Genomic DNA, 13,400 nt, shown 5'->3' on the forward strand with positions numbered 1-13,400 from the left:
CCGCGCTTGAGCGGCCGGGGCTTCGTGCTGTTCGGGGGGCGAGAGGGAGCCTCTGAGTTCGCTTACGTGAACTATTGTGTTGCTTTAGCAAATCGTCTGGATCGGAGCGCGTCGCCCGTGATCCGTCACCCGCGGACAGCGGAGTGAGCGGCGCGGCAGGATGGACCGCGCCCCCGCGCCGTGCGGTGCGGCCCGCCCGAGTCCGGCGGCGGCTTCCGACGGAGACGAGGAGAGGCGTGTGAGGACGCAGCGCGGGCGGGGCGTGCTCCGCATACGACGGATGGCGGGAGCCCTGCTCGCGGCGGTGTGCGCCGTCGGCGCGCTTCCCGGCCAGGCGTGGGCGGCCGACGAGAGCCCGTACACCTTCGACGGCACGGCGCAGCGGGTCAAGGGCGCCGTCACCAGCCTGGACGCCGAGCGGCTGGCGGCCGGTCGGACCTACCGGGACACCATCGAGAAGGACGGCAAGCTCTACTACCGCGTCGATCTCGACGCCGAGCAGAACGCGTACGTCTCCGTGGTCGCCGTCCCCAAGCCCGTCCGCGAGCCCGGACGCAAGGCCGAGTACGGCGACGGCATCAAGGTGAGCATGCGGGACGGCTCCAACTCCCCGTGCGGGTACCAGGACACGTCCTTCGGATCCGCCGGGTTCACCCGTCCCCTCACCGCCTACGCCCACCGCACGATCAAAGCCGGCAGCTCCACCTGCCAGCAGGCCGGCACGTATTACGTGCTCGTCGAGCGGACCTCCAAGTCCGCCTCCGCAGCCGAGGACTGGGACCTGGAGATCCGGTACCTCACCGAGCCGGGAGTGCGGCGGACCGGCCCCACCGCGCTGCCGGACGACTGGCCCTCGTCCTCACCCCCGCCGCCCGCGGGCGGCCCCCAGAGGCGGCAGGGCGGCGCCGGCTTCCATGACGCCACCTCGCTGCGCCAGGGCGAGTGGCGCACCGACATCAAGCCCGGCCAGACGCTCTTCTACCGGGTGCCGGTCGACTGGAACCAGCAGATCTTCGCCAGTGCGGAGCTGGGTACCAGCACCTCCGGTGACACGTACATCGGCAACGCGCTCGTGCTGTCGCTCGACAACCCGGCGCGCGGACACGTCGACCAGGACACCGTCAGCTACGCCGGGGACCCCGCGACGGTGGCGCTGGACCCGCACCGGCCGGTGGCCTTCGAGAACCGGTACTCCTCCAACAGCTACACGAACGCCCTCCGGTTCGCCGGCTGGTACTACCTGTCGGCCACGCTCAGCCCCGAGGTCGCCAAGGCGTACGGGGACGAGCCGGTGCCGCTGACGCTCCGGGTGAACGTCACCGGCACGCCGAAGGCCGGGCCCGCGTACGCCGGGGACGCCGGGCCGTTCCAGGTCACCGAGGACGACGAGGACGCGGCGGCCAGCGGTCACAGCGGACCGCAGGCGCAGAGGAGCGACTCCATGCGGCTCGTCGCCGCGGCCGGTATCGGGACCGGCTCCGTACTGGTCCTCGCCCTCGGCGTGTGGACGGTCACGGCGCGACGGCGGGCGGCCCGGGAAGCGCAGGGCGGTCCGGCGCGGCTCGGACCACCGGCGGCCTGGTAGGAAGGCCTTCACGGCCCGGGAGCCCGCGGCCCCCGGTCGTCAGGTCTGGGTGAGCGCCCAGATGCCGACCGCGAAGCAGATCAGCGCCACGATCAGCACCGGGACCGCCACCTTCGGGGGCGGCCCCGGCCGCTTCACCGGAGCGCTCATCGAGCTGTTCACCGGGACGCCGGTGGCCTGAGCGGTGTAGGGACGGGTGGCGGCATGTTCGTACGCGACGGCTTGCGCGGACGGAGCCGGGACCGGAGGCCGTGCGGGGCCGGCGGCGGGCTGACCCGGGGGCAGGGGGAGGTGAAAGCTCCCCGTATCGGACGGACGCGGCACCGGCCTCTCGGGGCCCTTCGGGCCGAAACCGGGCGGCAGCGGCCCGATCTGGTCGAAGACCTCGACCGGCTCCTCGTCCGGGCCCGTCTCGGGCAGCAGCTCGACCGCGGCGGTGAGCGCCTTGCGTACGCCCGTGGCCGTCCGGAACCGCGTCTGCGGATCGGGCTGCAGCAGACCCGCGAGCACCTGCCACAGCGGCTCGGGAATGCCCTGCGGGGCGCCGGGGGTGCCGTGCGCCATGAAGTACTCGATCAGCCCCCGGGAGTCGGGCTTCTGACCCTGCAGCAGATAGAGCGCCACCAGTCCGACCGCGAAAAGGTCGGCCGGGAAGTCCGGTTCCGCGCCCATCATTTGCTCGGGTGCGAAGTAACCGGGAGTGCCCACCACGTAGTTGGTCTCGGTCAGACGGGGTTCACCCTTGCGCATGGAGATGCCGAAATCGGACAGCCGCAGATGCGGCCGCCCGGTTCCGGTCACGTCGAGCAGGATGTTCGCCGGTTTGATGTCACGGTGCACGACCCCCTCGGCATGCACCGCGGCGAGCCCGGACAGCAACTGGTCGAGCAGCGTGCACACGAAGCGCGGCGGCAGCGGGCCGTAGTCGCCGATGAGATGCGCCAGGGAACCGCCGGCCACCAGGTCCATGGTGAACAGCACCTTGTCGTCGTCCGCCGCCCAACTGGCCGGGGCGAGGACATGCGGGTGGTCGATCCTCAGCGCCTGCTCGCGCACGAAGCGGAGCAGTGTGTGGGCGTCGCTCTGCTGGAGGACCTTGGCCGCCACATAGCGACGGCGCCGCTGGTCCCAGGCGCGCCAGACCGCGCCGACGCCACCGCGTCCGATCGGGTCGATCAGCTCGTACCGACCAGCGAAGACCTCACCCATCGCGCCGCGCCCGCTCCCCGTCGTGCCGAATCGGTTCCGCCATGCCGCATCGGTTCGCCGTGCCGAATCGCTCCCCGGCGTGCCGAATCGGTTCCGCCGGGCCCGTCCCGATCGTCGTGGCGGGCGGCCCGGCGGCTCCGCGTCAGTTCTGGTGCGACTCGTAGTGCGCGACCGCGTCCGCGGTGCGCCCGGCGCCGTACACCCGGAGGAACTCTGCCAGTTCCGGATGGGCCGGGGCGAGGGAGTCGGCCGCGTCGATGATGTCGCCGGCGGCCGCCACCGAGCGCAGCAGCGACTGGATCTCGCGGACCACCCGGCGCACCGTCGGCGCACCGGAGCTGTTGGTCGTCTGGCTGGTGCCGGTCAGGACGGATCCCCCCTGCGACTTCTTGATCTCGTCCATCCGGTCCGTGGCCTCGGCCGCGCTGACGCTGCCGTCGGCGACCTGGCTCGCCAGCTCCTGCAGCGCCTGCACCCGCTGCACCACCGCGGGGTTGCCGATCTTGGCCCGCTGGCCGCTCATCAGCTGGGAAAGCATGGGTGCCGACAGTCCGAGCACGGCCGCGAGCCTGGCCTGATTCAGCCCGAGATCGTCGATCAGCCGACGGAAGAGCGCCCCCAGCGGCTCTCCGTACCAACTGCGCTGAAGCTCCCTGGCTCTGGCCGTGGCTTCCTGCTGCGCTGCATCCATTACTTCTCCCCATCCCTGCGGTTCGCCACTGCGAACCTCGGTCAGCATCTTACGGAGCGTGGTCGCTGACCGGGAGTCCCAATCCTTTTGCGAGATCCAGGGGATGACCCGGTACTCTGTTCTCGTTCCGGGGCCTTAGCTCAGTTGGTAGAGCGCTGTCTTTGCATGGCAGATGTCAGGGGTTCGACTCCCCTAGGCTCCACCGGATGAGACCCCTCTGACCTGCCTTAATGCGGTCAGGGGGGCCTTTTTTGCGCTCTGCCCGCAGCCGTACGGGCCGCCCGTCGGCGCCCGCCGCCGCCTGCGGCCGCCTGGGGTGCCGAAGTGGCCCAGGTTCCCCGGCGGTCAATGGACCTGTCGGCCTGGGCCACCCGCTCCTAGCGTCGCCCCTATGGCGAACACCTCCTCCCGGGCTCCCCGAGCCGCCGGAGCGCCGCGAGCGCTCCTCCTCGCGCAGGTGAGCAACGCGATCGGCGACGGGGCCTTCTACGTCTCCTCGGCCCTCTACTTCACCCGGATCGTCGGCCTCTCCGCGCCCCAGATCGGCATCGGGCTCACCCTCGCCTGGGCGATCGGCTCCGTCGCGGGCGTACCGCTCGGGCATCTCGCCGACCGACGGGGGCCGCGCGGCACGGCGGTTCTCCTCGCGCTCACGACCGCGGCCGCCGTCGGCTCCTTCCTCCTCATCCGCTCCTTCGTGCCGTTCCTGATCGCCGCCACCGTCTACGCCACCGCCCAGAGCGGCCTAGCCGCCGCCCGCCAGGCGCTGCTCGCCGGGCTCGTTTCCCCCGCGGCCCGTACGGAGGTGCTTGCCAGGCTCCAGGCCACCCTCAACGGCGGACTCGGCGTCGGCGCGGGGATCGGCGGGCTCGCCCTGCACGCCGGAACCCCCACCGCGTACCTCTCGGTGTTCGCCCTGGACGCGCTGAGCTTCCTCGTCTGCGCGCTCGTGCTCCGCCGGCTGCCGCTCGTGCCCGGCACCCCCGCGACCGGCGGCGGCGAGCCGCGCCTGCTGGTGCTGCGCGACCGTCCGTACGCGCTGCTCACCTTCCTGAACGCGCTGCTGCTCCTGCGGCTGCCGCTGCTCAGCCTCGCCCTGCCGCTGTGGATCGTGGAGCGGACCTCGGCGCCGGGGTGGGTCGTCTCCGCGCTCTTCGTCCTCAACACCGGGGCCGTGATGCTCTTCCAGGTCCGTACGGCCAGGGCGGTGACCGGTCTGGCCGAGGCCACGCGCGCGGTGGGCCGCTCCGGCGTCATCATGCTGGCCGCGTGCGCGGTCTTCGCGGGGACGGCGGCCGGACTCGGGCCGTGGACGACGGTCGCCCTCCTCGTCCTCGCCGCCGGCCTCCAGGTCGCCGCGGAGATGCGTCACTCCGCCGGGTCCTGGCAGATCGGCTTCGACCTGGCGCCGGCCGACCGGATCGGGCAGTACCAGGGGTTCTTCGGCATCGGCGTCCCGGTCGCGCGGACCCTTGGACCGCTGCTGGTCACGACGCTGCTGGTGACCTGGGGCGTACCGGGATGGCTGGTGCTCGGCGGGGTCTTCCTGGCCGCCTCGGCGGCGACCAGGCCCGCCGTGCGGTGGGCCGAGCGAACGCGGGCCCACCCCTCCGGGGAGCGGCGGCACGGCGACCCCGTCGGGGCCCGCTGAGCCGGACGGGTGGTGTTCATCGGAAGAACTGCGCGCCGACGGCGTCGCTCCGTGGAATCCGGGAGTGCGTACACATCATGAGAAAGGTATGTAAAGCGCGCAACCCGAAATGATCCATCCGGGAACGCCAATCCGGGAACGTCACGAAAGCGAGGGGCCATGGCCACCGCCAAGGTCAAGCAGTTCTGGACCGCCTTCATCTCCGTACTCTTCGCGCTGCTCGCCTCCGTCGGCCTGGCGAGCAACGCCACCGCCGCGCAGGCCCCCTCCGTCCAGCAGCCGGAGGAGCCGGCCGCCCCCGGCAGCGCCGCCCACCGCGGCGAGCGTGCCTCGGCCTTCGTACCGGCCCAGCGGACGCATCGGTGGAGCCCGGTGCGTGACCGCTCGCTGCCGCCCACGATCAAGCAGCGCATCAGCGCCGAGGCCCACGGCTCCTCGCCCTCCGTACGCCACCGCCGCGCCGGCTCCCCGAACGAGACGGACACGGCCGACCACTCCGAGCTCTCCGGACTGGCGCTTGCCGCCGCGGCGTAGAGCGCGGGGAGTCACCGCGCTCCCCGCGCTCCACGCCGAGGCCGCTCAGCGACGCTCGTCGCGGTCCGTGGCCTCGGTCTCCTCAGCGGCCGCCGCATCGGCTTCGGCCTGCTTGGCCTCCATCTCGGCGTCGAGAGACCTGCTGCCGTCGACGGACGACAGCGGAACCCCCTCGTCGACCTCGGTGGGAGCGGGCGGTTCGACCAGCCAGTCCGGGTTGGCCTGCTTGTCCCACCACCTCCAGGCGGCGTACGCGCCGCCGGCCAGCACACCGAGGATCGCGAGTCGCTTTCCGAGACGTCCGGCCCTGGTCCGACGCTCGTGCTTCCTCACGATCTTCTGAATCTCCTTCGGCGTCACCTGACCGCGCAGCGCGGCCCAGGCGGCGGTGGAGCGCGATCCGGCCTCGTCGAGAACAGGACCGGTCGCGGCGACCGCGTGCTCGACACGCGGAACGGTGTAGTCGGCCGCCTGACGGGCGGCCTTGCGGGTCCGTACCGCGGCACGATGCGCGGCGGCGTCGACCCGCGGCGGTACATGCGGTGCGACACGGGAGTTGTACTGCACACGAGCTTGAGTACGGGCCTGAAGAGCGGCCTTCGAGACTTTCGGCGCGAGCCGGACGCGTGCCGCGTGCGCGTAGAGCGCGGCGTGGTCCTTGGCCGAGCCGGCATACAGCGCGGCGTGGTCCTTCGCCGTGCCGGCATAGGGCGCCACCACTTCCGCGGCGTGCAGCACGCTGTCCTTGGCCGAATCGGTCGCGGCGCGCACGCTGTCCATCCGGGTCACGGGATCCTCCTACTCGGTGGCGGTGTCGGTTTTTCGCCTTTCCACCCTTTTCGAAATCATGCCTGCCCGATCGCGGTCCGGCATGCGATGCGGGCATCCGGGGCATGCGAGGATCGGACCGCCAGGGGAGACCTCAAAGAAGAACTTCGGAGACGATCTTCGGAGATCACTCGGAGGAGACCCCAGAAGAGATCGAGGGAAGGCGGACCGTGGCCGAGCAGCTTTACGCCACTCTGAAGACCAGTCAGGGCGACATCGAGATCCGGCTGCTGCCGAACCACGCGCCCAAGACGGTCCGGAACTTCGTGGAACTCGCCGAGGGCGAGCGGGAATGGACCCACCCCGCCACCGGCAAGGTCTCCACGGACCGTCTCTACGACGGCACGGTCTTCCACCGCGTCATCAGCGGCTTCATGATCCAGGGTGGCGACCCGCTGGGGAACGGGACGGGCGGGCCGGGGTACGAGTTCCCGGACGAGTTCCACCCCGAGCTGTTCTTCGATCGCCCCTACCTGCTGGCCATGGCCAACGCCGGCCCGGGTACGAACGGCTCGCAGTTCTTCATCACGCTCGGCGCCACGAGCTGGCTCAACCGCAAGCACACCATCTTCGGCGAGGTGGTCGGCGAGGCGAGCAAGAAGGTCGTCGACGCGATCTCCACGACGGAGACCAACCCGCGCACCGAGCGCCCGGTGCAGGACGTGGTCCTGGAGTCCGTCGTGATCGAGAAGCGCCAGAGTTGAGCGCCAGCGCTGAGCAGCAGAGCTGAGCAGCAGAGCCGAGCATTGGAGCCGGCCGCCGGAGCGGCCGGGCACGGGCCCGGCCGAGCGCTTCGGAAACCGCGAAACCCGGTGACCAGGCCCCGGGAACCTTTTCGCCCCGCTCGTCCGTAGGGAGGGCGGGGCGGTGCCGTGCGGCCCTTCCGCCGCGGGTACGCAGACCCCAGCCGCCCCCTGAACCCGGGAGGGACCTCCATGGAGCCGGAGACCGGCCTGCCGCGCTGTTACCGCCACCCGGACGTCGAGACAGGCATCCGCTGCACCCGCTGCGAGAAGCCGATCTGCCCGCAGTGCATGGTCTCCGCGTCCGTCGGCTTCCAATGTCCCGACTGCGTGCGCACCGGATCCGGCACGGGCCACGCGCCCGACGCCAACCAGCCCAGGACCCTCGCGGGCGGCCGGGTGGCGTCCGACGGGCGCTTCATCACCAAGATCCTCATCGCGATCAACCTCGCCCTGTTCATCGCCGTCCAGGTCGCCGGCGACCGGCTCGTGGACGAGCTGTCGCTGATCGGCTACGCGTACAACCCGGTGCTCGGAGAGGTGGTGGGCGTCGCGGACGGCGAGTGGTACCGGCTGGTGACCTCCACCGTCCTGCACCAGGAGATCCCGCACTTCCTCTTCAACATGCTGGGCCTGTGGATCATCGGCGGAATCGTCGAACCGGAGCTCGGGCGGATCCGCTACACCCTGCTCTGCCTGCTCTCCGGGCTCTCCGGCTCCGTGCTGGCGTTCCTGTTCGCCGCACCGAACCAGCCCTCCCTGGGCGCCTCCGGCGTCGTCTTCGGCCTGATCGGCTCGTGGGTGGTGCTGGCCCGCCGGAAGCGGTACGACATGCGGCCGGTCGTCCTGTTCACCGCGCTGTCCCTGCTGCTGACCTTCACCCGCCCGGGGATCTCCTGGGAGGCGCACATCGGTGGCCTCGTCGGCGGCGCCCTGGTCGTCTACGCCCTGGTCCACGCCCCGCGGAAACGGCGGGCCCTGGTGCAGTACACGGCCTGCGGGCTGGTCCTCCTGCTCGACCTGGGGACGGTCATCGCCCGCACGGCCGCGCTCACCTGAGCGGGAGAGGCTGTGGACGAGCTCCTGGGGAAGCTTTCCCCAGAGTTATCCACAGTGCGTGGCGGATCGTGCACCCGTCCTGAGGAACAACTGTGCCCCTCGTCCCTGACCTGGGTCTTTCCAGGAGGGACAAGGGGCGGGCCGCGCCCTCGAAGAGACTGTCGCAGTCACACCGGCGTCAACCGAGCACCGGGTTATCCACAGATCTTCGTAAGTTATCCAGTGCTGTGCACAACGCTGTGGATAACTCGGGCGACCGACCAGGGGCCCAGGCGGGCCGCCGCGCCTCGGGAGGCTACTTCCACTGGGTGGAGACGCCGAACCCGGCCGCGATGAAGCCGAAGCCCACGACGATGTTCCAGTTGTTGAGGGACTTCACCGGCAGCGTGCCGTCGGTGACGTAGAAGACGACGATCCACACCAGCCCGATCAGGAACAGCGCCAGCATCACCGGTGCCACCCAGCTGCGGTTGGTCAGCCTGATGTTGGTGGCCTGCTTGGCGGGCGGAGGCGTGAAGTCGGCCTTCTTGCGGATACGTGACTTCGGCACGAGGGACTCTCCTGTCGATGCGCTGCGTGACCGCGCAGGGAACTGTGGCTGGCGCCGGGATGTGACGTAGGAGGACCACTGCGTCCCCCGGGCGTCCGTTAGCGTAGTGCTTCCGTGGCACCGAAGGGGATCAGGGTACGTTGAGCAATTCCGCCGACTCTCCCACCGGGCCGGGCCGAGCCTTCCGATGGCGGCCCGTCCGGCTCCTCACCGCTGCTGTTTTCGCCCTCGCCGGGCTGATCTTCGTCACCAGTTTCAACACCGCCAAAGGCACCAACATCCGTACGGACGCCTCGCTTTTGAGGCTCTCCGACCTGATCGAGGAGCGCAGCCACAAGAACGCCGGCCTGGACGAGTCCACCGCCGCGGTACGTCGGCAGGTTGACGCACTCGCCGCCCGCGACGACGGCTCCACCAGGGCCGAGGACGAGAGGCTCCGCGCCCTGGAGGCGGCCGCCGGGACCACGGAGACCTCCGGATCCGGGCTGACCGTCACCCTCAATGATGCCCCCGCGAACGCCCAGGCGGCCCCCGGCTACCCCGAACCTCAGGCCAACGACCTCGTGATCCACCAGCAGGACCTCCAGGCCGTCGTGAACGCCCTGTGGAAGGGCGGTGCCAAAGGGATCAAGGTCATGGACCAGAGGCTCATCTCGACCAGCGCGGTGCGCTGCGTGGGCAACACCCTGATCCTCCAGGGCCGGGTCTACTCACCGCCGTACAAGATCACCGCCGTGGGTGACCGCGGCAGGCTCACCAAGGCGCTCGCCGACTCCCCGGCGATCCAGAACTACCAGCTGTACGTGAAGGCGTACGGGCTCGGCTGGAAAGTCGACGAGCACGGGGCGGTGACTCTCCCCGGTTACTCGGGCACAGTGGATCTCCACCACGCGAAGCCTGTGAGCTAGGGCCTCGTAGTCGGAGCCGCGGGGAGGGCCGGGTGGGGCTGTCCGTACGACTGGTCGTGAGGACCCTCAGCGAGCTCTGCCTCACCGCCGGAACGCTGATCGTCCTCTTCGTCGTGTACGTGATCTTCTGGACGGGTGTCCAGGCCGACAGCGCCACCGCCGGCCAGATCGACCTGCTGCGACGGGAGTGGGTCGACCAGCCCCTCCCGGACGCCCCGGAGACCGCACCCGGGCCCGCTCCGGCTCCCCCGTCCCCGCCCGCGGCCGTATCCGCGTCGGACAAGCCGTACACGGCCGGCAAGGGCATCGCCGTCATGTACATCCCCCGCCTCGGCAAGGACTGGGAGTGGCCCGTTCTGGAGGGCACTGCGGCCGCCACCCTGAAGAAGGGCCTCGGCCACTACGCCTCCACCGCACGGCTCGGCGAGACCGGCAACTTCGCCGTGGCCGGCCACCGCCGCACCCACGGAGATCCCTTCAAGGACTTCCCCCGGCTCCGCCCGGGTGACGCGGTGGTCCTCACGGACGGGGCGACCTGGTTCACGTACCGGATCGCGCGCGAGCCGTACCGGACCGTGCCCACCGACATCGGGGTGATCGATCCCGTCCCCTCGCCCCTGCGGAAGAACGCCGCCGCATTCGACGGGCCGGGCCGCTATCTCACCCTCACCACCTGCGAGCCGGAGTGGGGCAGCAGCCACCGGCTGATCGTCTGGGCCCACCTGGACGCCACCCGGCCTGTGACGCAGGGCAAGCCCCCGGCTTTGGACAGTTGACCCCTCGGGAGGACATCGCCCCGTAGTCTGGACCCGTAACGAACGGAAGGGGCAGTGGACGTCATGTACGGCTGGATCTGGCGGCATCTGCCGGGCAACGCGTGGGTGCGAGGCATCCTGTCGCTCGTGCTGGTCCTCGGCGTCGTCTACGCGCTCTTCCAGTATGTGTTCCCCTGGGCGGAGCCTCTGCTTCCGTTCAACGATGTGACGGTGGACGGCCAGTGAGCGCGCGGATTCTCGTCGTCGACAACTACGACAGCTTCGTCTTCAACCTCGTTCAGTACCTCTACCAGCTCGGCGCCGAGTGCGAGGTGGTGCGCAACGACGAGGTCGCACTGAGCCATGCTCAGGACGGCTTCGACGGCGTCCTGCTCTCTCCCGGGCCGGGAGCGCCCGAGCAGGCCGGCGTCTGCATCGACATGGTGCGCCACTGCGCGGCCACCGGCGTGCCCGTCTTCGGCGTCTGCCTGGGCATGCAGTCGATGGCCGTGGCGTACGGCGGTGTGGTGGACCGCGCTCCCGAGCTGCTGCACGGCAAGACCTCCCTCGTCCGCCACGAGGGCAAGGGCGTCTTCGCGGGCCTGCCGTCGCCCTTCACCGCGACCCGCTACCACTCGCTTGCCGCGGAGCCCGCGGACCTCCCCGCCGAGCTGGAGGTCACGGCCCGGACCGAGGACGGCATCATCATGGGGCTTCGCCACCGTGAACGCGCCGTCGAGGGTGTGCAGTTCCACCCGGAGTCGGTGCTCACCGAGCACGGCCACCTGATGCTCGCCAACTGGTTGGAGCAGTGCGGCGACAAGGGGGCGGTCGGGCGGTCGGCGGGGCTCGCGCCGGTGGTGGGCAAGGCCGTCGCGTGACGGCGTCGCCGTGGTTCCGGGCGACGAACCTGGCGGAGGAACCAGAGCCTGTTCCCGCATCGGAGTACGGAGCGCCCGTGCCGCAGTCCGCCCCCCGATCCGTACCGCACACCGTGCCGCCGGCCTCCGCGCCGCACGCGGGGCCCCCGCCCTCCGCTCCGGAGCCCATATCCGCGCCCGGGTACGAGGAGACGGCGTACCAGCCCGCCTACGGGGCCGCGGCGGGGTACGAGCCGGCAGGGGAGCCGCAGGTGCCCCAGGCGCCCCACAGCCCCCGTGAGACGCCCTACGAGGCGCCGCACGAGCCGCACATGCCCCAGGATCCGTACGTGCCGCAGGAGCCGTACGAGCCGTACGACGAGCCGTACGACGAGACGATGGCCCTGCGGTCCGTGGAGCCCACCCCCACGCCCGCCCCCTCGCCCACGCCCGACCTCGGACCCGGCAGGGCCGAGCGCCGGCGTGCCGCCAAGGGCAAGGGCAGGCGCGGAGCGGCCCCCGCGACGTCGGCCGACGCACCCGCCGCCCCCCTGTCACGCGTCGAGGCCCGCCGGGCGGCCCGCGCCCGCAAGGAGAGCGTCGGCGTGGTCGCCAGCCGGGTGGTGGGCGAACTGTTCATCACCTTCGGCGTCGTCATGCTCCTGTTCGTCGCCTACCAGCTGTGGTGGACCAACGTCCGGGCCGGGCAGCAGACCGACAAGGCGAAGGAGCAGATCGAGGACGCCTGGTCGAAGGGCCGCGCACCCGAGGCGTTCGAGCCGGGACAGGGCTTCGGGATCATGTACATCCCCAAGCTCGACGTGGTCGTCCCCATCGGCGAGGGCGTCGACAAGACCAAGGTCCTGGACCGGGGCATGGTGGGCCACTACGCCGAGGGCACGCTGAAGACGGCGATGCCCTCCGACAAGCAGGGCAACTTCGCGCTGGCCGGCCACCGCAACACGCACGGCGAGCCGTTCAGGTACATCAACCAGCTGCAGCCGGGCGATCCCATCGTCGTCGAGACCCAGGACGCGTACTACACCTACGAGATGACGAGGCTCCTGCCGCAGACCCCGCCGTCGAACGTCGCGGTCATCGACGCGGTGCCCAAGGGGTCGGGCTTCACCGGACCGGGGCGGTACATCACGCTGACCACGTGCACCCCCGAATTCACCAGTACCTACCGCATGATCGTGTGGGGCAAGATGGTCGAGGAACGCCCGCGCAGCAAGGGGAAACCGGACGCGCTCGTAGGCTGAGACCTCCACACCTCCAGACGGGACGACGTAGTGGCACGTGTGCGCAACCGGATCGCCGGCATCATCAGCGTCTTCGGCGAACTCCTCATCACCGCGGGCCTGGTGCTCGGTCTCTTCGTCGTCTACTCCCTGTGGTGGACCAACGTCCTCGCCGACCGCGCCGCCGACCAGGACGGCGAGCAGGTCCGCGACCGCTGGGCCGACGGCCCGGGAGCCCTGGACACCAAGGACGGCATCGGCTTCCTGCACGTACCCGCCATGAAGAACGGCGAGATACTGGTCAAGAAGGGCACCGACAGCGACACCCTCAACAACGGCGTCGCCGGCTACTACACCGAGCCGATCAAGTCGGCCCTCCCGCAGGACAAGCAGGGCAACTTCACGCTGGCCGCGCACCGGGACGGGCACGGGGCGAAATTCCACAACATCCACAAGTTGAAGAACGGCGATTCGATCGTCTTCGAGTCCAAGGACACCTGGTTCATCTACAAGGTGTACAAGACCCTGCCGGAGACGACGAAGTACAACGTGGATGTCCTCCAGCCGGTCCCGGAGGAGTCGGGCAAGAAGAAGCCGGGCCGCTACATCACGCTGACGACGTGCACACCGGTGTACACCTCGGACTACCGCTACATCGTCTGGGGCGAACTGGAACGCACGGAGAAGGTCGACCAGGACCGCACGCCGCCGGCGGAACTGCGCGCCCAGTGAGACCGGGCAGGAAAGAGCCCCGGCATCCATGAGGATGCCGGGGCTCTTCCCGTA

At 70.5% G+C, this 13,400-nt stretch carries 15 protein-coding genes and 1 tRNA gene; 12 read left to right on the forward strand and 4 right to left on the reverse strand.

All coding sequences use genetic code 11. The features are described 5' to 3' along the window. Nucleotides 1-238: 238 nt before the first annotated feature. The gene (locus ACIRB4_RS19520; RefSeq protein ID WP_403292760.1) at nucleotides 239-1,585 is read left to right on the forward strand and encodes a hypothetical protein; all 1,347 of its coding nucleotides are present in this window, start codon (nucleotides 239-241) and stop codon (nucleotides 1,583-1,585) included. A 39-nt stretch (nucleotides 1,586-1,624) separates the two neighbouring features. On the opposite strand, the gene ACIRB4_RS19525 is transcribed toward ACIRB4_RS19520, so the two are convergent. Both ACIRB4_RS19525 and ACIRB4_RS19530 read right to left on the reverse strand, forming a co-directional pair. Next, nucleotides 1,625-2,794, reverse strand: a complete 1,170-nt coding sequence (locus ACIRB4_RS19525; protein WP_403292761.1) for a protein kinase — start codon at nucleotides 2,792-2,794, stop codon at nucleotides 1,625-1,627. A gap of 142 nt (nucleotides 2,795-2,936) precedes the next feature. Then, nucleotides 2,937-3,485, reverse strand: a complete 549-nt coding sequence (locus tag ACIRB4_RS19530; protein ID WP_356887217.1) for a DNA-binding protein — start codon at nucleotides 3,483-3,485, stop codon at nucleotides 2,937-2,939. Between the two features lie 129 nt (nucleotides 3,486-3,614). On the opposite strand from ACIRB4_RS19530, the gene ACIRB4_RS19535 reads away from it, so the two are divergent. From ACIRB4_RS19535 to ACIRB4_RS19545, 3 genes are all read left to right on the forward strand, one after another. After that, nucleotides 3,615-3,687, forward strand: a tRNA-Ala gene (locus ACIRB4_RS19535). 189 nt (nucleotides 3,688-3,876) lie between these two features. Then, the gene (locus ACIRB4_RS19540) at nucleotides 3,877-5,136 is read left to right on the forward strand and encodes an MFS transporter (protein ID WP_403292763.1); all 1,260 of its coding nucleotides are present in this window, start codon (nucleotides 3,877-3,879) and stop codon (nucleotides 5,134-5,136) included. Nucleotides 5,137-5,295: 159 nt separating this feature from the next. After that, the gene (locus ACIRB4_RS19545; protein ID WP_403292765.1) at nucleotides 5,296-5,670 is read left to right on the forward strand and encodes a DUF6344 domain-containing protein; all 375 of its coding nucleotides are present in this window, start codon (nucleotides 5,296-5,298) and stop codon (nucleotides 5,668-5,670) included. 45 nt (nucleotides 5,671-5,715) lie between these two features. On the opposite strand, the gene ACIRB4_RS19550 is transcribed toward ACIRB4_RS19545, so the two are convergent. After that, nucleotides 5,716-6,459, reverse strand: a complete 744-nt coding sequence (locus ACIRB4_RS19550; protein WP_403292767.1) for a DUF5324 family protein — start codon at nucleotides 6,457-6,459, stop codon at nucleotides 5,716-5,718. A 209-nt stretch (nucleotides 6,460-6,668) separates the two neighbouring features. Here ACIRB4_RS19550 and ACIRB4_RS19555 point away from each other — a divergent pair, with 209 nt between their 5' ends. Together ACIRB4_RS19555 and ACIRB4_RS19560 are read left to right on the forward strand one after the other, a co-directional pair. Beyond that, nucleotides 6,669-7,202: a peptidylprolyl isomerase gene (locus ACIRB4_RS19555; protein ID WP_403292768.1), complete on the forward strand. Its 534-nt coding sequence runs from the start codon at nucleotides 6,669-6,671 to the stop codon at nucleotides 7,200-7,202. A gap of 231 nt (nucleotides 7,203-7,433) precedes the next feature. Further along, on the forward strand, nucleotides 7,434-8,300 hold the full coding sequence (locus tag ACIRB4_RS19560; protein ID WP_403292770.1) for a rhomboid family intramembrane serine protease: 867 nt from the start codon (nucleotides 7,434-7,436) through the stop codon (nucleotides 8,298-8,300). A gap of 295 nt (nucleotides 8,301-8,595) precedes the next feature. Here the strand turns inward: ACIRB4_RS19560 and crgA are convergent, their stop codons facing one another. Next, a complete protein-coding gene (gene crgA, locus ACIRB4_RS19565) occupies nucleotides 8,596-8,850 on the reverse strand; it encodes a cell division protein CrgA (RefSeq protein WP_403292771.1) in 255 nt (84 codons plus the stop codon). A 140-nt stretch (nucleotides 8,851-8,990) separates the two neighbouring features. On the opposite strand from crgA, the gene ACIRB4_RS19570 reads away from it, so the two are divergent. Genes ACIRB4_RS19570 through ACIRB4_RS19595 form a run of 6 tightly spaced genes read left to right on the forward strand, consistent with a single transcriptional unit; the run spans nucleotide 8,991 to nucleotide 13,346 of the window. After that, a complete protein-coding gene (locus ACIRB4_RS19570; RefSeq protein WP_403292773.1) occupies nucleotides 8,991-9,758 on the forward strand; it encodes a DUF881 domain-containing protein in 768 nt (255 codons plus the stop codon). Between the two features lie 38 nt (nucleotides 9,759-9,796). Continuing rightward, nucleotides 9,797-10,534: a class E sortase gene (locus ACIRB4_RS19575; RefSeq protein WP_403292952.1), complete on the forward strand. Its 738-nt coding sequence runs from the start codon at nucleotides 9,797-9,799 to the stop codon at nucleotides 10,532-10,534. Nucleotides 10,535-10,588: 54 nt separating this feature from the next. Beyond that, on the forward strand, nucleotides 10,589-10,759 hold the full coding sequence (locus tag ACIRB4_RS19580) for a hypothetical protein (RefSeq protein WP_403292965.1): 171 nt from the start codon (nucleotides 10,589-10,591) through the stop codon (nucleotides 10,757-10,759). Next, complete coding sequence (locus ACIRB4_RS19585) at nucleotides 10,756-11,394, forward strand: aminodeoxychorismate/anthranilate synthase component II (RefSeq protein ID WP_403292775.1); 639 nt, start codon at nucleotides 10,756-10,758, stop codon at nucleotides 11,392-11,394. The genes ACIRB4_RS19580 and ACIRB4_RS19585 overlap by 4 nt, the downstream gene beginning before the upstream one ends. After that, nucleotides 11,391-12,635, forward strand: coding sequence for a class E sortase (locus ACIRB4_RS19590; protein ID WP_403292776.1), 1,245 nt, complete (start codon nucleotides 11,391-11,393; stop codon nucleotides 12,633-12,635). Before ACIRB4_RS19585 ends, ACIRB4_RS19590 begins: the two co-directional genes overlap by 4 nt. Before the next feature lie 30 nt (nucleotides 12,636-12,665). Further along, nucleotides 12,666-13,346 (forward strand): class E sortase, encoded by a 681-nt coding sequence (locus ACIRB4_RS19595; protein ID WP_403292779.1) that lies wholly within the window; start codon nucleotides 12,666-12,668, stop codon nucleotides 13,344-13,346. The last annotated feature ends 54 nt before the right edge of the window (nucleotides 13,347-13,400 follow it).

This window comes from Streptomyces sp. NPDC093600, from assembly GCF_044764755.1.
GTDB lineage: Bacteria > Actinomycetota > Actinomycetes > Streptomycetales > Streptomycetaceae > Streptomyces.

What these genes read in the sequence shown, in the direction of transcription:
- ACIRB4_RS19525 (WP_403292761.1), bottom strand. Translation starts at nt 2,794, where the DNA reads ATGGGTGAGGTCTTCGCTGGTCGGTACGAGCTGATCGACCCGATCGGA.
- ACIRB4_RS19530 (WP_356887217.1), bottom strand. Translation starts at nt 3,485, where the DNA reads ATGGATGCAGCGCAGCAGGAAGCCACGGCCAGAGCCAGGGAGCTTCAG.
- ACIRB4_RS19540 (WP_403292763.1), top strand. Translation starts at nt 3,877, where the DNA reads ATGGCGAACACCTCCTCCCGGGCTCCCCGAGCCGCCGGAGCGCCGCGA.
- ACIRB4_RS19545 (WP_403292765.1), top strand. Translation starts at nt 5,296, where the DNA reads ATGGCCACCGCCAAGGTCAAGCAGTTCTGGACCGCCTTCATCTCCGTA.
- ACIRB4_RS19560 (WP_403292770.1), top strand. Translation starts at nt 7,434, where the DNA reads ATGGAGCCGGAGACCGGCCTGCCGCGCTGTTACCGCCACCCGGACGTC.